Source organism: uncultured Aquimarina sp. (assembly GCF_947492115.1).
Taxonomy (GTDB): domain Bacteria; phylum Bacteroidota; class Bacteroidia; order Flavobacteriales; family Flavobacteriaceae; genus Aquimarina.
This window is the reverse complement of the sequence record NZ_CANLMM010000007.1, coordinates 132,094-150,529: the sequence shown is the minus strand read 5'-3', so window position 1 is coordinate 150,529 and position 18,436 is coordinate 132,094. Positions and strand designations below refer to the sequence as shown.

Genomic DNA, 18,436 nt, shown 5'->3' with positions numbered 1-18,436 from the left:
ATGATTTTCAATATTTTGAAAATGAGGTTTTCAATAAATATGATTTGTTTGTATAAAATAATGGGTGTTTTTACAAGGAAGTTGCGTATTTGTAAAATTTTGTCGCTATAATGGATACCGATTTAGATCCTTTATATTCCTGAGTATATAGAGAAATGCCTTTTTCTTTTAGTTTAGAAATTAGTAATGTAAAAGTTTCTTTTTCCCCTAATCTATTAGTGTCATCAAAAATAATAATGAATTCTTTTTTATCATTTAAATTGTGTACTAATGACAAAATATTATTTCGGGAATATCTTTTAGAACCAAAGGGTCCATCAATAATTATTAAGTCAAAACTTTGTTCTCTAGTTTCTTCTAAAAAATTTTGATAAACATTTGTAGTATGTCCATTAAACTTTTTTTCAACTAAATCTAATTGCATGAATGAAGTATTGATAGGAATATTATTATTTTCTTTAAACAAGGCAATCCAGTTAGGATCATGTTCTATAACTGTATGTTTGGTATCATTTAGAAAGTTAGTTAAACAAGTCATTATGAATTTTGAAGATTCCCCCAGACCTAATTCCAAAATACTTTTAGGCTTAAAATCATGTAGAATTCGATTTAGAATATAAAAAAAGGCATAATTACCGGCCCATCTTCCAATATTTAGGTTTAGGTTTTCTAGATATGTTCTTCCTCTAATACTATCATGGTACACATGCGCCCAGATTATTTCATCTGCTTTTTTTGATTGATCCAGGAATTTGCTGGCTAAGTATTTAATCACGATTTTGAAGTTTGCTAATTATGAAATAATAAGGGTTGAAAATTGAATTTGTAAAAATATAAAAAACCTTTCTTGATTTTTTAAAAAATAGTAGGCCAAAATATGAAATTAATGCATAGGAGAATAAAGAGGTGAACGCGGCACCTGAGATGCCTATATACGGGATTAAAACAATATTTAGTGCTACATTGGTAAGTCCTCCGAATATTTCTAGTAAGAATAATTTGTTGTACATTCCTTCTAATACGAACCACTTATTAACCAAACATCTTAATGAAATAAATATAATAGACCAAGCATGAATTTTTAATATCGGTAAAGAAGCTGTATAATCGTCACCCAATACAAATAGAATTAAATAATAAGATATGCTGTATAAAAATAAAGCAATGAAAAAAGAAGAATAGATAAAATAACTAGCAAATTTCTGAAACTCTATATAATGTTGTTTGATATTTTTATTTTTATTTTCAATAATTTTTGGAAATATAGCATTCGCTATGATCCAGGGAACGAAATAAATTGCCTCGGCAAACCTAACTGCACCAGAATAATAACCAAGCTCATTGTCGTTTAAAATTTCACCAATCATTATTTGATCAATTTTTAAATATATTATTCCCGCAATACTGGATAATAACAGCGGTAAACCATTTTTTAGCAAATCCTTTGTTATTGTTCGATCTATTTTAAAATTAAAAATATTTCTGCCAGATTTTTGATAAGAAATAACTAGAGCTATAGATCGCAATACGATTTCTAATACATATAGATAACATAACGTAACTAATGAAATACCAAGTTTAATTGATAAAATAATAATGAATGCATAAATAAGAAAGAAAATTATTTTTATGATTGAGACTACTTTATTTTCAACTTTAGCTTCGAACCAACATTCAATTACTGAAAATGATTGAAAGACTAGTCCTAAACAAACTATAAAAATTAGCTGACCCTTTATATCATCTTCGAAAAATAAAGGGTACGAACACCATATGAAAATTAAACAGAATAATCCGATTGAGAATTTTATAGCAAAGGCTGATCCTAGATAAAGGTCGTATTTTTGTTCCTCTTTTTGACAGAGGTATTTTACTAAAAGACTATGTATACCATAATTAGCTATAGTAAGTAAAATAACAAAAACCGCTAGAGAATAGTTATAAATACCAAAATTAGAAGGTCCTAAGTATTTAGCTATTTCCGAGAAAATAATAAAATTACCTATTAATCGAATTACTTTCTCTACTAATAAATATATAGCACTATTAGTAAATTTGTTTTTAAAAAAAGTATTTGCTTTATTAAAAATAGCTTTAATCATTGCTTAATTACTTTCCAAAAGTAAATGATATGTTTGAAATATTTTAAAATAGATTTTGCCTAATAAAGTAACAAATATATTCATATAGAAATCACCTGTACTTATTATGAAATTTATTTAGTGAAATATTTTCTTTCTAATTAAAATAACGTAATGAAAATGTAGTTATTTTTAAATCAAATGATACTTAATAAATGAAATTATTCTTATTATTGATCTATAATAAATGATTAGATTAAGTAAAATTGAAATTAAATTAGCTTATCAAGTAAAATTTAACACTAGATTAGGTAGATAATCATCTTTTTTAATTAAAATTTAATGGGTAACAAATAAATGATTCCTAATCTTCAGAAAATACTAATATATTTATTTGTTGCTGGCCTTTTTCTTATTCCTTTTAGTTCTGGTTTTCGATTAAATGTTTTGGGAGAATACAGAAATGATTCTAATTCTGTTTTTTTATTGTTTGGTGTATTTTTTTTAGGGATATATGCGTTAAAAAGTTCATTTAAATTTCCGCAGACGAATTTAACGTATCAATTTTTTTTGATTTTTATAGGATATTTATGTGTGGGATTGGTTATAAATTTCCCTGCAATTAGCGATAACTTTTTTAAACAAACTCCTGGGGTTACTAGATTTTTTAGACAATTTATTTCGTTAATAATCACTAGCGTATTGTTTTTTACATTTTTTTATAATGTAATTCATTTCGTAGGTAAGCATAAAATAATCACTTTAATTAGGGATACTTTTTTTGTTTCTTTAATTTTAGTGTCCACATATAGTTTCTTGGAAATTCTAATTCTTAGAGCTGGATTTACTCAACTAATTTCTGTTATAGCTTTATTCGACTATATTCCCTTCGTTAATCCTCGTTTAGATTATAACAATCATCGTTTAAGCTCTATTACTTATGAACCACCTGCTTTGGCAATGTACTTAATTACGGTTGCAGGCTGGATGTTTTCCTATGTTATAACGCAAAAAGGATTTAAACGATTTATACCTTCCTTTTTAGTTCTTTTTTTAGCGATTGCATCTGGATCTAGGACATCTTTAGTGGTAATTTTATTTCAACTAGTACTTTTTTTAGTTCAAATATTTCACTTAAAGAAGTATCATAATCTCATTATGAATGGTGTAAAAATAACTATAGCTTCGGTATTGATTTTGTCGGTAGTAAATTATAAGACTTTAGAAAAATTTGTGTCTCAAAAAGCAACTTCTTTAGATTTTACGAATGTTAAATATAATTATTCTAATCAATCACGTTTAGGGATACAGTATACATCTTTGTTAATTTATAAAGAAAACCCTGTTTTTGGCATAGGTTATGGACAACAGGCGTATCATGCAAAATATAAATATCCGTATTGGGCAGTAAAAGACAATTGGGAGTTTGATCAAAAATACCTTAATGAAAGAGTGAAATCTTTTCCTCCTGGATATAATTTGTATACAAGGATAATGGCAGAAACGGGAACAATTGGGTTATTACTATTTTTAGGTTTTGTATATTCTTTTTTTTATGAGGCTAGGGGACTTAGAAAAGATCCTAAAAATAAAGTAATTAGTACGATTATAACAGTTTCTTTAGGGGGATATGTTTTAAATTGGTTACAAATCGATTCATTTAGAATGTATGGTTTTTGGTTATGCTTAGCGTTACTTTGCTTTTTTTATAAGTTAAATGAAAAACATAAGATAAATGCCTTCTGAAATAGTTGTTTTGATTCCATATTTCGAAAATCGGTTAGGGTTAATTAGCGCAATTAATTCTATACAAGAATCATTTCCTGTAGATCTTATGATTGTTGATGACGGAAGTGCAAGAGAAGTATTGCCGATTGATGAAGTCCAAAAAACATATGGAGATCGTGGTAAAATTATGTATGATATACTTCCAGAAAATGGTGGTATAGAGATCGCTTTAAACACAGGATTAGAAAAAATTATCGAGCTAGATTATAAATACATAGGGAGATTAGATTGTGGTGATAGATTTCATAAAGACAAACTCAGAAAACAAATAACATATTTAGAAGTTAATAACGAAGTTAAATTGCTGGGTACATGGTCAAATATAATAGATGATCAAGAAAATTTTATATATATAGAAAGACATCCTGTTACTCATGAGGAGATAAAGAAAAAGATGTATTTAAATACTACATTTATTCATCCTTCTGTAATTTTCAGAACTTCTATTTTACATGAAATAGGGTTTTACCCCTTAACTTATCCAGCAGCAGAGGATTATGCTTTTTTTATGAGTATTGTAAAAAAATATAAAGCAGAGAATTATCCTGAGGTTTTGATGGATTATATAGTAGATCCAAACTCAATTTCATCCCTAAAAAGGAAAAAACAAGTAAAAAGTAGGATAAAAGTTATTTTGAGTAATTACTATATTGGTTGGTACTCTAATTATGGGTTATTTAGAAACATTTTATTACTGCTAGTATCCAGAACAGTTAGTAATAGGATAAAATCAATTATAAGAAAGTGAGACAGTCGTCGTTGGTTATTAAAGTATATTTAGGGCTATTCTGTGTTCTTTTGTTTTCGCTTCCTTTTAGCGATGTAGCAACATCGTTGCCGAATATAATTTTAGTTGCATTATCTATTTTATTTCCATTCTGCTTTAATGCAAGTAAAATAGAAGATTTCAAAAACCAAACTGTTTATACGTATTTAATATTAACGCTGTATCTTACTTTTAATTTTTTGGTGTTCGGCAATATTAAATCAGAAATATCCCAACATGGAAAATTTTTCCTTCCAATTGCCCTCTTTATTTTGTCTGTACCATTAAAGAAATACTCAAAAGAACTAAAAATTGCTTTGATACTAGGTGTCTTTTTGGCTGTCATTATTTCGTTAGGGTCTATTTTTATATTTATCCATAATTCAGGAAATTTTAATTTTAGTTCAGGAAAAGAAATTAATGAAGTTTTAATTCTTGAAAGAGTATATATTGCTTTTTTCTGTGTTTTAAGTTTTATACTTTCTCTAGACCTTCTACAATCTTATAAGAAACTAATATTGATTAATATTTCAGTTTTATTGGTATTTGTATTTATGATCGCCGCAAGAATTGCTTTAATCACTATCGTTTTAGTTGCTTTTCTGTATATAGTTAAAACATTGGATAGAAGAAGAATTCTAGTGATATTAAGTTTAGGAGTATTGTTGATTGCTGGTTTCTTTATGGTAAATAAGAATTTACAGAATCGTTTTTTTTATAAAAACCATAACAATTCGTTTATAGAAAGTTTGGCAATTTGGGAGCCTAGAATGGTTATTTGGCCTTGTGTTTATAATATAACTAAGAAAGACAGCTACAATTACATCAGTGGATTGGCATCGTTTGACTCACAAGAGAAGCAATTATTACAGTGCTATGAAAGAAGTATAAACCATGAAGAAAAGAGAAAGTGGTTTTTGTTTATAAAATACAATACACATAATCAATTTCTAGATTTTTTGTTAGTCTCAGGAGTTTTAGGCTTAATATTTTTTGTTTTAGTTTTTGGAATCACTTTGTGGAAAAACAAACGTGATTTTTTTTCAATTTCGTTAGTAATTGCGTTTGTTTTTCTAGGGTTAGTGGAAAATTATTTACATCGGCAAGTAGGAGTATATTGTTTTGGCATTTTTCTGATTTTGCTTTTGAAAAAGCAGAAGAAAATTATTTAAATTAAAGATTATGAATAAAATAAAAGTTGGTCATGTGTTAAATTCTATTGGAGGAGTAGATGTGTCCTTGCGACTAATTCTTGAAAACTTGAATGTTAAAACTTATGACAACTTTGTTATTCACGGTTATAAAGATACTTCTAAAATATACTTAGATGGTGATAAAAAAAAGGTAAAGGATTACAAGATTCCTATTTTAAGAGATATCAGTATCATTAATGATATTAGATCTATTGTTTACACGGTAAAAATTTTTAAACTTGAAAAGCCTGATATAGTTCATGCTCATAGTGCAAAAGGAGGACTAATCGCAAGAATTGCATCTATATTTTATAAAGTAACTATCTTACACACTCCGCAGGCATATTCTTATCTAAGCACAAGTAATAGTTTTAAGCGATGGATGATTTTATCAATCGAAAAATTTTTAAAAAACATAAACTCGGTTTTAGTGGCATCTTCCAATTCCGAATTGGAAAGAGGTCTACAAGAAGTAGGTTATAAAAAAAATAAGACAGAATTGTTTAGCAATTCTATACACCCTATTAGAAATCTAGAAAACGATGTTAAGTATTCAGTAAGTTGGCCAGATGATTATATATGTACTGTTGGTCGTCCATCATATCAAAAGAATATAGAAATGATGATTGAGGTTATCAAAGAATTAAGAAATGATATGCCTTCTATCCACCTGGTTTTGATGGGAGTTGGAGAGTATTATCCTAATTTGGATAAAGTAGAAAGATTGATCAAAGAATATAACCTAGAGAATAATATTACTCTTGTAAAATGGATAGAGAGGCAAGAGATTTTTAAAATAATTTCTAAATCTAAATTGTATATTTCTACAGCTAGATATGAAGGTTTGCCATATTCAATTATAGAGAGTTTAGCGTTATCAAAGGCATGTGTTGTTACTGATTGTGATGGAAACAGAGACTTAGTAATAGATGGGTATAATGGATATATAATTAAAAATAATGATATTGTTGAAATGTCAAAAAAGATTCACCTTTTGTATACAAATGAAAATTTGAGAAGTGAAATGGAACAGAGCTCTAAAGAATTGTTTCAAAAAGGATATAATTTACAAGAGAATATTGGCTTAATCGAAGAGATATACCAAAAATATGCACGTATTTAATCGTAATTAGATAATTCTATTTACTTTTATTCGTTTGAAGAATTAATAGCACGTTAATAGCTATATATATTATTCCATGAATAAAAATCGATATTCTAAATACATCCGCCCTATACTATACTGTGTTGATTTATTGATTATATATTTATTGTCATTTTTCCTTTTAACTAAGAGTATTAGAGATCTGGTTTTTTTTATCTTATTTTGGATATTGCTGTCATTTTTCCTTTCGTTTTATAAGGTGTATCGTTTTACCAAAATTATTGATATTATAGCTCTGTTATTTAAGCAAACAGTAATTTTAGTTTTGTTAATAACAAGTTATTTATACCTTTCTAAATCTGATATCCCTTGGATTAGTATTTTAAGCTTTTTTATTTGGCTTTTTGTTACATTAAATGTTTGGCGAATTTTTCTTTATGAAATTTTTAAAAAGTATAGAATAATTACAGGAAGTAATTACAGAAACGTCGTCGTAATAGGAGCAAATGAATCTACAAAAAAACTAACTAATTTTTTTAATACGATGCCAGGATATGGTTATCGATACAAAGGTTTTTTCACAAACCAAGAGATAAAAAATAAAATAGGTACTATTGAACAAAGTTTTGATTATATAATTAACAGGGAGATTGATGAAATCTATTGTTCATTAGATGAGTTAAATGATGAGATGGTAAAAAGGTACATTGACTTTTGTGATGTTCAAATGAAAAACTTGAAGTTTATTCCAGATACTAAAGAGATATTTTCAAAAAATTTACATCTCAATTACTATGATTTAGTTCCAATAATTTCATTAAGAGAAATTCCACTTGATGATCCAGTAAAAAGTTGGGTAAAAAGACTTTTTGACTTTGTTCTAGCTTTATTAGTAATGATTGGTGTTCTTTCTTGGTTGATTCCAGTTTTAGCAATCATTATTAAACTAGAAAGTAAAGGTCCAGTATTTTTTAAACAAAATAGGCCTGGAATAAAAGAAAAGGGTTTTTTTTGTTATAAGTTTAGATCAATGCATTTAAATTCAATTTCTGAAGATTCTGCTACCAGAAATGATCCTCGCACTACTAGAGTTGGAAAATTTATTAGAAGAACCAGTATAGATGAATTACCTCAGTTTATTAATGTATTGTTCGGAGATATGTCTGTTGTTGGTCCTAGACCACATTTATGGAAGCAAAATGAATTGTATGGTACAACAATTTCGAAATATATGGTTAGACATTTAGTAAAACCAGGGATAACTGGATTAGCTCAAGTGAAAGGTTATAGAGGAGGTATAGAAACTAAAGAAGATATTGTTAACAGAACGAAATATGATATATTTTATATAGAAAACTGGTCCATACTACTAGATATTTATATAATCGTACAAACAATTATCAATATTTTTCGAGGAGAGGAAAAAGCATATTAGAATTATTAAATAATATTTTATTTAAAAGGCTTGAAAAATCATTGGAAAACACGATTTTTGATCCTAATTTTATTCATACATGAAAATATCAGTAATAGGTACAGGTTATGTTGGTTTAGTAACGGGTACGTGTTTAGCAGAGACGGGTAATGAGGTAGTTTGTGTAGACATAGACGAAAACAAAGTAGAAAGGATGCGTAATGGCGAGGTTCCAATTTATGAACCTCACCTAGATGTACTTTTCGAGCGAAATATAAAGGCAAATAGATTGCAGTTTAGCATCTCACTTAAAGAAGGTATTGATCATGGAGATATCATCTTTTTAGCGTTACCTACACCAGAGGATGAAGATGGTTCTGCAGATTTATCTTATGTACTTGGAGTATCTAATGAGATAGGTAAGCTCATTTCAGAGTATAAGGTCATAGTGGATAAGAGTACGGTTCCAGTAGGTACAGCGGAGAAAGTTAGAGCAGCGATATTAGAAAATTCCAAGTGTGATTTTGATGTAGTATCCAATCCGGAGTTTTTAAGAGAGGGATTTGCAGTTGATGATTTTCTAAAGCCAGAACGGATAGTAGTAGGATCCTCTTCGGAGAGAGCTACGGATCTTATGAAGAAATTATATAAACCATATGTACGATCGGGGAATCCGATCATAGTTATGGATGAGAAGTCTGCAGAGCTTACAAAGTATGCTGCGAATTCATTTTTGGCAACTAAGATTACCTTCATGAACGAGATAGCTAATTATTGCGAAAAGGTAGGTGCAGATGTAGATAAAGTTCGTATAGGTATGGGTACTGATTCTAGGATCGGAAAGCGATTTTTATTTCCTGGTATTGGTTATGGAGGTTCTTGTTTTCCAAAAGATGTAAAGGCCTTGCATAAATCGGGGAAAGAGGATGGATATGATTTTAAGATTTTGGAGTCTGTTATTGATGTTAATCAAAAGCAGAAGTTGTCGTTACTTCCAAAGATTGAATCCTATTTTGATGGTGATTTAAAAGGGAAGACCTTTGCTATTTGGGGTCTTGCTTTTAAGCCAGAAACGGACGATATTCGAGAAGCCCCTTCATTAGATATTATATCAAGTTTATTGGATAGTGGTGCAAATGTAAGAGCCTTTGATCCAGAAGCTATGGATAATGTCGCTCGTAAATATGGAGATAAGATTACTTTTTCGAGATCTATGTATGATGCATTGGAAGGAGCGGATGTTTTAGTGATATGTACAGAGTGGAGTATATTTAGAACTCCGGATTTTGATAGGATAAAGAAGAGCTTACAATATCCTGTTATTTTTGATGGAAGAAATCTATATGATCTTATGGATATGGAAAAAGAAGAAATCACATACTTCTCGATTGGAAGAAGGGATGTAAAAGTTATATCATGAAAAAAATTTTAATAACAGGAGCAGCGGGTTTTTTAGGATCGCACCTTTGTGATCGATTTATAAAAGAAGGTTATCATGTGATTGCTATGGATAACCTAATAACTGGAGATCTAAAAAACATCGAGCATTTATTCAAACTTAAAAATTTCGAGTTTTATAATCATGATGTTTCAAAATTTGTTCATGTTCCTGGTGATTTAGATTATATCTTGCATTTTGCATCTCCTGCAAGCCCCATAGATTATCTTAAAATCCCTATACAAACACTAAAGGTTGGTTCATTAGGAACACACAATCTTTTAGGATTAGCTAAAGAAAAAAATGCTAGAATATTGATTGCTTCTACAAGCGAAGTGTATGGAGATCCACTGGTTCACCCTCAAACTGAAGATTATTATGGTAATGTAAATACCATTGGACCTCGTGGAGTGTATGATGAGGCTAAACGATTTCAGGAATCAATAACAATGGCATATCATACCTATCATAAAATAGAAACAAGAATCGTACGGATTTTTAATACGTATGGTCCTAGAATGAGATTGAATGACGGAAGAGTTGTTCCGGCTTTTATTGGGCAAGCATTGCGCGGAGAAGACTTAACAGTTTTCGGAGATGGCTCCCAAACTCGTTCTTTTTGCTATGTAGATGATTTGATAGAAGGGATTTATAGATTATTATTTAGCGATTATGTATTTCCTGTCAACATTGGTAATCCTAATGAAATTACCATAAAGGATTTTGCCGAAGAGATAATCAGACTAACGGGAACGGACCAAAAGGTGATATATAAACCGCTTCCAGTTAATGACCCTTTGCAAAGACAACCAGATATTTCAAGGGCAAAAGAGATTTTAGATTGGGAACCTAAAATTGATAGATCAGAAGGAATGAAACGTACACTGGGATATTTTAAAAGTCTTTCAGAAGAAGAGCTATATCGAAGTGAGCATAAGGATTTTTCATCTTATTCCTAATATACATGCACCACAAAAGAAGAGGATACTAATATTTAATAAGGCCAATTCTTCTTGTAATTGATCTAATCATCGTATTAACGTTTTCCTTCTTCTTTCTAAATGATATTGTGAATAACTATTATACCTGTTTTTGTCTTTTAAATAGATGAGGTGGATAATGATGAAGATATTGTGAATCGTATTAAGTACGACATATTTTATATAGAAAATTGGTCCTTATTACTGGATTCTAAAATAATTTTAGACATGATCGCTAATCTAATTAAAGGTCAGGAAAAGGCGTATTAAATAAGTATTAAAAATAGTTGTTATCATTTGATGAGATTGGAACAATGAGGTTTAGCAAAAAGATAATAGAGCTTTCAGAAATGTTTTATAAGCATGATGATGATATTGTACTTACAATTTTCTGGAACAGTCTTTATATAGCATTTTTGCTACTACCTTTAGGAATTAACCTTCCAACTCCTTTTTTTATAGTTTCAATCATACTTGGTGTTGTAAATATATTTAGGTCGAGAAGAAAGTTTGACTTAGATAATAAAATTGTATTACTTTTTCCATTGTACTTTATAGTCATGGTGCTAAGTTTGATTTATACAGATAATCTTTCATATGGATTAGACGTATTGCAAAGATCTGTCTCATTACTCTTATTTCCCTTGATTTTTCTTTTTGTAAAAGAGGATGCTTCCTCAGTCAGAAAATTATTTGATTTTTTACTTTTAGGGTTGATTATTTCTTTTTTTATCAATTTATCAATTGCTTTAAACAACTCCGCATCCATTATCAAAGAAGGCTTAATTGCTAAGGTATCTATAAAGGATCTTACGTCGTTTTTAGATGCAATATTGAACGGATGGAACTATTTGATAAAGAACGAGTTTTCTAAATTAATAAACCCCAGTTATCTCTCGCTATATATATTACTGGTATTGAGTTTTTATTTAAAAAAGAGTTTAGAAACGAGACTTAGAACAACGATCGTAGTAATATTATTTTTGTATCTTTTTCTACTAGCTTCCATAGCAGCTTATTTGATATTATTTATGATGTGTTTACTACTTATTTTTAATATTCCTGATAGAAGTAGAAAACATACTATGATCATCATGTTTTTTTTGGGAATAATGGTTTTTCTTAATAACCCTAGAGTATTTGATTTTTATGCAAAGGTTAAAAGTTTTGGTAATTCTATCGTACATTCTAATTCTACTTCCGAGAAAGCAAGGTTATTATCATGGGATGCGAGTTTTAAACTGATAAAAGAAGCACCTTTATTGGGGTATGGTATAGGAGATGCTAATGATGTTTTGATTAAAAAGTATAATGAGCTGAATTATACTTATAATTTAGAAAATAAGTACAATGCTCACAACCAATTTCTTCAAACATTTTTACAAACTGGAATCATTGGAGTCATGGTACTCTGTGGTATTTTTGCTGTCCTTGCGATTCGAATGAGAAGAAGTCGAAATGAGTTTTCCGTTTTTCTGATTCTTCTTATTTCATTAGTTTTTGAATCTATGCTGGTTCGGTTTAATGGAGTTGTATTTTTTTCGATTGTTATGCCATTATTACTTAAGAAGAGAAGTATTCTTAGTAGTAGGATCATCCGTAATAATTTGGTAGCGTCATAAATATTAAAATAGCTTTTAAAATAATTAGTAAGACAGTAGTTAATAAACTATTTTTGAGGCCTGTAAAAATTAGCCAAAACAATAACCCATAAACAATGAATATTTTAGTATTAGGATCTGGAGGTAGAGAACACACTTTTGCTTATAAAATTGCTCAGAGTAATTTATGTAAGAAGTTATTTGTAGCACCAGGTAATGCAGGAACTGCAGTTATCGCAACAAATGTATCAATTGCTGTAACTGATTTTAAAGCAATTAAAGACCTAGTATTGAAAGAGAACATAGAAATGGTTGTTGTAGGTCCAGAGGATCCATTAGTACAAGGGATAGCAGATTTTTTTGCGGAAGAAGATGATCTTAAAAACATTGCTCTTATAGGTCCTTCTAAAGAAGGAGCAAGATTAGAAGGAAGTAAGGAATATGCCAAGGAATTTTTATTTAGACATAATATTCCAACTGCGGCATATCAAAGCTTTACAGCGGATACCGTTAACGAAGGAAAACAATTCTTGGAAACACTACAACCTCCTTATGTTTTAAAAGCTGATGGGCTTGCGGCTGGAAAAGGAGTACTTATTCTTCAGGATATCGAGACAGCTAAAGCAGAGCTGGAAAACATGCTTACAAATAAGAAGTTTGGAGCAGCAAGCGAAAAAGTAGTCATAGAAGAGTTTCTTGATGGAATTGAGTTAAGCGTCTTTGTCTTAACGGATGGTAAAAACTATATCACGCTACCAACTGCAAAGGATTATAAGCGTATAGGAGAAGGAGATACTGGATTAAATACTGGAGGTATGGGAGCTATTTCTCCAGTTCCATTTGCAAATAGTTCTTTTATGAAAAAAATAGAGGAACAAATAGTTAAACCTACTGTAGATGGTCTTGCTAAAGAAGAAATAGATTATAAGGGATTCATATTCATAGGATTGATAAAGGTTGGTGATGATCCAAAGGTAATCGAGTACAATGTAAGAATGGGAGATCCAGAGACAGAAGTGGTTTTACCAAGAGTAAAAACTGATTTAGTTTCTCTTTTTAATCATGTGTCCAACCAGACATTAGACAAAATAGATGTTGAGATTGATCCAAGAAGCGCTACTACGGTGATGACAGTTTCCGGAGGATATCCAGAAGCATATGAAAAAGGAAAAGAAATTACAGGTATTGAGCAAATAAAAGATTCTATTGTTTTTCATGCCGGTACTACCATAGCGGATGATAAAGTAGTAACAAATGGAGGACGAGTAATAGCGATAACTTCATTTGATGATGATTTTAGAAAAGCTTTGGAAAAATCATATCAAAGTGTTGAAAAACTTAATTTCGAAAAAATGTACTATAGAAAAGATCTAGGATTCGATCTATAAAACAAGTAGAAGAAAATGCACAAAAAAAGCTCAATGTAAATAAACATTGAGCTTTTTTAGTTCGTATGTAAATAATTTAATCCAAAAATGAATGAGCTTTTGGGTCTCTATCTTCTTCATTGTTGTCATTAAATTTTTTCAATTCCTTCATCCAGTAAAGAAAAGCTACAAAACCGATTAGCATAAATAACCAGTTTATAATATTAGCTGCAGTCCAACTTTCTAATTCTAAAGCTCTAAGGGCGTCAAGAGGTGCAAAAAGTACATCTACAAATAAAGATTGTATAGCTTCAAAAAAATCTTTCATAATATGATCTTCATTTTCATTATAAAAAGCTAACAAAAAACTTTTTATAAATTAGTAATATTATAGTTAAAAACAATAATGTATTGTCTGACGCAAAAATATAAAAAATAGTAGTGTTATCAAGCTTTTTTAGTAAATCAAAACCGATAAATTTCATAATAGTAGGCTTATACATGTTTTTGCTATACGTAACAGCGTATTATAAAACAAATTTTAGTCTAGATTATATCAGTATTCTAATGTTCTTTGGTGGTAGTGTTGTCTATATTTTGGCAATGCTAGTATTAAACTTAGTTACTCAGAAAAACGATTTAACTCAAAAAAGTACAAACACCATATTGCTTTTTGCTTTTCTAACTGCGTTATTACCCAATTCGCTGATCAACCCTTATATTTTATTAGCTAATTTATTGGTAATTCTAGGTATTAGAAGTACACTTAGCCTTAGAAATGGGAAACATATAAAATCTAAAATTTTAGATGCTTCTCTCTTTATAAGTTTAGCATCTGTGGCCTATTTTTGGAGCATTGGTTTTATGATTTTTGTATTTTTAGGTATTTTGTTTTTTGAACCCAAAAATTATCGGAATTGGCTTATTCCTGGAATTTCTTTAATAGCTACTTATGTGCTTTCTAATTGCTTTACTTTATTAGTTTATGACAATGTTTTTACGATTTTCGATTATGTAGATCCAATATCATTTTCCTTTAGCAATTATGTCAATCAACAAAGCGTTTTTTCTGTAGGAGTTATTACTATATGTGCCTTGTTTTTCTTTACCATATATTTTTTAAGGTTTAACCGAAAGTCGACAAAACTGAAACCCATTTTAAGATTAATTATATCACAATGGATAATCGCTTTGGCAATCATAGCAATCGCTCCAAATAAAAACACTTCAGAAATAGTATTCGTGACAGCTCCATTGGCAATTATTGGTACTACTTATCTGGAGATGGATCAAGGTAAACTTGTAAAAGAAATTAATATTTGGATATTTCTTCTGTTGCCATTTGTTATCCTATTGTTTTGAGTGATGCTTATTAAATGTTCGCTCAATATATTCTGCACCTATCATAAAGTTTACAAAAGTATAATGTTTTAAATCTTTACTATTCAAGAGTTTATCTTGGAGAATGTTGCTAAATTTCAAGACAGTAATGTGCTGACTTAAAAGATCGGAGTAGATATTTTAAATCGATATCCAACATTTAATTTAGGCAATATGGATCAAATTGCCATATTTTAAATACTATTGCAAAATATGATACCTTTGTGCCCGTTGGAAAAACAGGTTTGTGATCATATCCAAGATCCAACTATTGTAAAAAAGGAAAGTAATAGCAGTTTATGGATAGCTAATTAAAAATGCTAAATTCGACTATATTTTCCTTAGTTATAATAATCAAGGGTTATTGATGGTGGCACCGAAAAATAAGACAAATAATGAAGCGTTATGGGGAATGTGATTTAATAATAACGAAAACAGAAATCATAAGGCCTCAGCGACTAATGAATATTTACATATCTTAGAAAAATAGAACAGCATGTTTACAGATAAAGCAAATAAGATTTTTAAAGAAGTTATAGAAAAGTATCATGTGGAGGATCGTGTGGATCAAGAATTCTCTAATCCTTACGATAGCAAATCTGAGCAAATAGAACATTTGTTATATCGCAAATGTTGGATCGATACTGTGCAATGGCATTACGAAGATATTATCAGAGATCCAGAAATTGATCCAGTAGCAGCTTTAAAGCTGAAAAGACAGATTGATGCTTCTAATCAGGATAGAACTGATATGGTGGAGTATATCGATAGTTATTTTTTAGAAAAGTATAAAGAAGTAGTTGCTAAAGAAGATGCTACTATTAATACAGAAAGTCCAGCTTGGGGAATAGATCGTTTATCAATTCTGGCACTAAAGGTATATCATATGCATGAGGAAACAGTAAGAGAAGGAGCATCTGATTCGCATAAAGAAGCGTGTCAGAAAAAGTATGATGTATTATTAGAACAACAAGTAGATCTTTCTACAGCAATCGATACCTTACTAAATGATATTGAAAATGGTGATAAGTATATGAAAGTATACAAGCAGATGAAAATGTATAATGACGATGAGCTAAATCCTGTATTACGAGGAGAAAAATAACATCCTTTTTTTGAGCAAAAAAAAGAACATACAAGAAAATAACAAAGCCCTTTCTAAGAAGGGCTTTGATGCACATATTCTTGTGATTCGATTATCTGCTATGGGAGATGTAGCCATGACAGTTCCTGTATTACGAGCTGTCTGTGAGGCATATCCTAATGTTAAAATTACCGTACTTACAAGAAAATTTTTCGAACCTATTTTTTCAGATATAGAAAATGTAGACGTATATCATGCAGATGTTACTGGAAAACACAAAGGAATTTTTGGGTTATCAAAGCTTTCTAAAGAACTTAGAAGGACAGGAATTACGGCAGTGGCTGATTTGCATAATGTGCTAAGATCTAATGTGTTAAAAAACTTCTTTGCGTTAAGAGGAATCAAAGTAGTACAGATAGATAAGGGAAGAGCTGAGAAAAAAGCGTTGACCAGATCTGAAAACAAAGAGTTCAAGCAACTAAAAACAACCCATCAACGATATGCAGACGTTTTTGAAAAGTTGGGATATCCTATTGATTTAGATCATCATTCCTTTCCAGAAAAAGCTGCGTTAACCTCAGAAATAGTTGAGCTCACAAAGAATTCTGCTAAAAAATGGCTTGGGATAGCACCGTTTGCCCAATACCAAAGTAAGGTATATCCATTAGAACTACTAATTGAAGTAATAGAAAAACTGGATAGTGAAAATACCTATGAGATTCTAATGTTTGGAGGTGGTAAAAAGGAAATCGCGATTTTAAATAATATCGAAAGTAAGTACCAAAATGTGATCAATGTGGCGGGTAAGTTGTCTTTTGAAGATGAATTAAAACTTATCGGTAATCTGGATGGAATGCTATCTATGGATAGTGGTAATGCACATCTAGCAGCTATGTTTGGAATTCCTACCATCACACTTTGGGGAGTAACACATCCTTTTGCTGGTTTTATGCCTTTTGGGCAACCTTTGGAAAATGCAATACTGCCTAATCTTGCCAAATACGATAAAATTCCTACTTCTATCTATGGCAATAAGTTCCCTCCAGGATACGAAAAGGTAATGTATTCTATTAAACCAGAAACGGTGGTTGAAGCGATCAAAAACTTGTAATTGTTGTTGACGGTGCATAATCCACATTCTGATATTTTTTAAAACACATAAATGCATTTTTAGCAGCTAATGCACCTTGTTGTTGCTGTTCTTCAGAGAATGATAATTCTTCTACTACTTTTGTAAAGGTTTTCCAACGGGTTAACGATTGTTCTGGGTTTTTTCCAAAAAAATGAAACTCTTTTACCTCTTCTAAATGCTTACAATTTTTCAAGCGTTTAGAAATTAATAAACCTCCTAGCATAGAACCTTCAATCACATATAGCGCTCCAATAAGCGCCGCAGTCGAGGACACAGAAAATGAAAATTCTTCATCATTCAATAGATCATGATCCGATAAATAGGCTATATCTTTGTGCAAAGCATCGCTTTTTTCATTAGAAATAAAAGATAACAATGTATCAGGAGCTAATTGTTTATTTGCTATTAGCTGTTGTTCTATTTCCAGATAACTGTAATAATTCTGTAGTAAAAAATGAGTATACTTTTCTACAGTAATGGATTGATCTAATATAAATCGGGCCAAACTATTTTTTTCTACTTCTTTATGAAGCTGATCGGTTTCTTTTTTTAAAAATGACAGCATTAATTTTTTAGATATTTATATTTCTCTAATGTTTTTTTCATTTCTAGATATCCTTGCATAATGGCTTCGTTATCTCGTTTAGCACTTTCGATAAACATTTGCATGGCTTCTAGTGTTTTTTCATGACCAGGAGGTAAGGTTTCTGTTTTTTTACTATTGGCAATCTTTTGAAAATAAGGTAAAAGCTTTGTAGAGAGGGATTTTATATGTTTTTTTAGGATATAACCCGTAGCACCGCTAAGAATTGTTTCTGCGGCTAACTCCTCGTCATAAATAGTTCCAGTTACAAATATAAAGTGACGTATAGTTGTTTCTTTATTTACATAATCCAATACTTCCATACCTGTAAAACCATTTAGTTTGTAGTCACAAATAATGACATCTGGATCAAAAAAATGTACCGCTTGTGTAAATTTTTCGAATGTATCAACTTTGCGAATATCAGGTTTTTCTAAAATCTTATTTAAATGATACTCTATGAGAGAAGCATCATTGATATTATCTTCTACAACTAATATTTTAAACTTTTCTTGGATCATCGT

At 30.1% G+C, this 18,436-nt stretch carries 17 protein-coding genes and 1 pseudogene; 13 read left to right on the top strand and 5 right to left on the bottom strand.

The window, feature by feature from the left end; translation table 11 throughout:
* Positions 1-70: 70 nt before the first annotated feature.
* On the bottom strand, positions 71-775 hold the full coding sequence (locus Q1A73_RS19595; protein ID WP_299609057.1) for a hypothetical protein: 705 nt from the start codon (positions 773-775) through the stop codon (positions 71-73).
* The gene (locus Q1A73_RS19590; RefSeq protein WP_299609055.1) at positions 768-2,102 is read right to left on the bottom strand and encodes a flippase; all 1,335 of its coding nucleotides are present in this window, start codon (positions 2,100-2,102) and stop codon (positions 768-770) included. The genes Q1A73_RS19595 and Q1A73_RS19590 overlap by 8 nt, the downstream gene beginning before the upstream one ends.
* 795 nt (positions 2,103-2,897) lie before the next feature.
* On the opposite strand from Q1A73_RS19590, the gene Q1A73_RS19585 reads away from it, so the two are divergent.
* The 10 genes and pseudogenes from Q1A73_RS19585 to purD all read left to right on the top strand — a co-directional run bounded on the left by Q1A73_RS19585 (position 2,898) and on the right by purD (position 13,754).
* A complete protein-coding gene (locus tag Q1A73_RS19585) occupies positions 2,898-3,827 on the top strand; it encodes an O-antigen ligase family protein (protein ID WP_299609053.1) in 930 nt (309 codons plus the stop codon).
* Positions 3,817-4,617, top strand: coding sequence for a glycosyltransferase (locus tag Q1A73_RS19580; protein WP_299609051.1), 801 nt, complete (start codon positions 3,817-3,819; stop codon positions 4,615-4,617). The genes Q1A73_RS19585 and Q1A73_RS19580 overlap by 11 nt, the downstream gene beginning before the upstream one ends.
* An 11-nt stretch (positions 4,618-4,628) precedes the next feature.
* Positions 4,629-5,807, top strand: a complete 1,179-nt coding sequence (locus Q1A73_RS19575; protein ID WP_299609049.1) for an O-antigen ligase family protein — start codon at positions 4,629-4,631, stop codon at positions 5,805-5,807.
* A 10-nt stretch (positions 5,808-5,817) separates the two neighbouring features.
* Entirely contained in the window at positions 5,818-6,951 is a 1,134-nt protein-coding gene (locus Q1A73_RS19570) for a glycosyltransferase (RefSeq protein ID WP_299609047.1), read from the top strand.
* A gap of 76 nt (positions 6,952-7,027) precedes the next feature.
* A complete protein-coding gene (locus Q1A73_RS19565) occupies positions 7,028-8,368 on the top strand; it encodes an undecaprenyl-phosphate glucose phosphotransferase (protein ID WP_299609044.1) in 1,341 nt (446 codons plus the stop codon).
* 79 nt (positions 8,369-8,447) lie between these two features.
* Complete coding sequence (locus Q1A73_RS19560; RefSeq protein ID WP_299609041.1) at positions 8,448-9,767, top strand: UDP-glucose/GDP-mannose dehydrogenase family protein; 1,320 nt, start codon at positions 8,448-8,450, stop codon at positions 9,765-9,767.
* Positions 9,764-10,744 (top strand): UDP-glucuronic acid decarboxylase family protein, encoded by a 981-nt coding sequence (locus Q1A73_RS19555; protein WP_299609038.1) that lies wholly within the window; start codon positions 9,764-9,766, stop codon positions 10,742-10,744. The genes Q1A73_RS19560 and Q1A73_RS19555 overlap by 4 nt, the downstream gene beginning before the upstream one ends.
* Positions 10,745-10,894: 150 nt before the next feature.
* Positions 10,895-11,035, top strand: a pseudogene (locus tag Q1A73_RS19550) (sugar transferase); the annotation flags it as partial.
* 44 nt (positions 11,036-11,079) lie between these two features.
* Complete coding sequence (locus Q1A73_RS19545; RefSeq protein ID WP_299609035.1) at positions 11,080-12,387, top strand: O-antigen ligase family protein; 1,308 nt, start codon at positions 11,080-11,082, stop codon at positions 12,385-12,387.
* 95 nt (positions 12,388-12,482) lie between these two features.
* On the top strand, positions 12,483-13,754 hold the full coding sequence (purD, locus tag Q1A73_RS19540; protein ID WP_299609032.1) for a phosphoribosylamine--glycine ligase: 1,272 nt from the start codon (positions 12,483-12,485) through the stop codon (positions 13,752-13,754).
* Between the two features lie 76 nt (positions 13,755-13,830).
* Here purD and Q1A73_RS19535 read toward each other — a convergent pair whose 3' ends face one another.
* A complete protein-coding gene (locus Q1A73_RS19535) occupies positions 13,831-14,061 on the bottom strand; it encodes a uracil phosphoribosyltransferase (protein ID WP_299609030.1) in 231 nt (76 codons plus the stop codon).
* 113 nt (positions 14,062-14,174) lie between these two features.
* Here Q1A73_RS19535 and Q1A73_RS19530 point away from each other — a divergent pair, with 113 nt between their 5' ends.
* The 3 genes from Q1A73_RS19530 to Q1A73_RS19520 all read left to right on the top strand — a co-directional run bounded on the left by Q1A73_RS19530 (position 14,175) and on the right by Q1A73_RS19520 (position 17,308).
* Complete coding sequence (locus tag Q1A73_RS19530; protein ID WP_299609028.1) at positions 14,175-15,095, top strand: DUF6427 family protein; 921 nt, start codon at positions 14,175-14,177, stop codon at positions 15,093-15,095.
* A gap of 514 nt (positions 15,096-15,609) precedes the next feature.
* On the top strand, positions 15,610-16,218 hold the full coding sequence (locus tag Q1A73_RS19525) for a DUF4254 domain-containing protein (protein ID WP_299609026.1): 609 nt from the start codon (positions 15,610-15,612) through the stop codon (positions 16,216-16,218).
* 10 nt (positions 16,219-16,228) lie between these two features.
* On the top strand, positions 16,229-17,308 hold the full coding sequence (locus Q1A73_RS19520) for a glycosyltransferase family 9 protein (protein WP_366141477.1): 1,080 nt from the start codon (positions 16,229-16,231) through the stop codon (positions 17,306-17,308).
* Here Q1A73_RS19520 and Q1A73_RS19515 read toward each other — a convergent pair.
* Both Q1A73_RS19515 and Q1A73_RS19510 read right to left on the bottom strand, forming a co-directional pair.
* Positions 17,295-17,894 (bottom strand): biliverdin-producing heme oxygenase, encoded by a 600-nt coding sequence (locus tag Q1A73_RS19515; RefSeq protein WP_299609024.1) that lies wholly within the window; start codon positions 17,892-17,894, stop codon positions 17,295-17,297. The two genes, Q1A73_RS19520 and Q1A73_RS19515, sit on opposite strands and share 14 nt — an antisense overlap.
* Positions 17,894-18,433 (bottom strand): response regulator, encoded by a 540-nt coding sequence (locus Q1A73_RS19510; protein WP_299609022.1) that lies wholly within the window; start codon positions 18,431-18,433, stop codon positions 17,894-17,896. Before Q1A73_RS19510 ends, Q1A73_RS19515 begins: the two co-directional genes overlap by 1 nt.
* Positions 18,434-18,436 lie beyond the last annotated feature (3 nt).

Excerpts from the sequence above, each read along its gene's own strand:
- purD (WP_299609032.1), top strand. The coding sequence starts at position 12,483 with ATGAATATTTTAGTATTAGGATCTGGAGGTAGAGAACACACTTTTGCT.
- Q1A73_RS19515 (WP_299609024.1), bottom strand. The coding sequence starts at position 17,894 with ATGCTGTCATTTTTAAAAAAAGAAACCGATCAGCTTCATAAAGAAGTA.
- Q1A73_RS19560 (WP_299609041.1), top strand. The coding sequence starts at position 8,448 with ATGAAAATATCAGTAATAGGTACAGGTTATGTTGGTTTAGTAACGGGT.
- Q1A73_RS19565 (WP_299609044.1), top strand. The coding sequence starts at position 7,028 with ATGAATAAAAATCGATATTCTAAATACATCCGCCCTATACTATACTGT.
- Q1A73_RS19590 (WP_299609055.1), bottom strand. The coding sequence starts at position 2,102 with ATGATTAAAGCTATTTTTAATAAAGCAAATACTTTTTTTAAAAACAAA.
- Q1A73_RS19580 (WP_299609051.1), top strand. The coding sequence starts at position 3,817 with ATGCCTTCTGAAATAGTTGTTTTGATTCCATATTTCGAAAATCGGTTA.
- Q1A73_RS19555 (WP_299609038.1), top strand. The coding sequence starts at position 9,764 with ATGAAAAAAATTTTAATAACAGGAGCAGCGGGTTTTTTAGGATCGCAC.
- Q1A73_RS19510 (WP_299609022.1), bottom strand. The coding sequence starts at position 18,433 with ATGATCCAAGAAAAGTTTAAAATATTAGTTGTAGAAGATAATATCAAT.
- Q1A73_RS19535 (WP_299609030.1), bottom strand. The coding sequence starts at position 14,061 with ATGAAAGATTTTTTTGAAGCTATACAATCTTTATTTGTAGATGTACTT.
- Q1A73_RS19525 (WP_299609026.1), top strand. The coding sequence starts at position 15,610 with ATGTTTACAGATAAAGCAAATAAGATTTTTAAAGAAGTTATAGAAAAG.
- Q1A73_RS19545 (WP_299609035.1), top strand. The coding sequence starts at position 11,080 with ATGAGGTTTAGCAAAAAGATAATAGAGCTTTCAGAAATGTTTTATAAG.
- Q1A73_RS19570 (WP_299609047.1), top strand. The coding sequence starts at position 5,818 with ATGAATAAAATAAAAGTTGGTCATGTGTTAAATTCTATTGGAGGAGTA.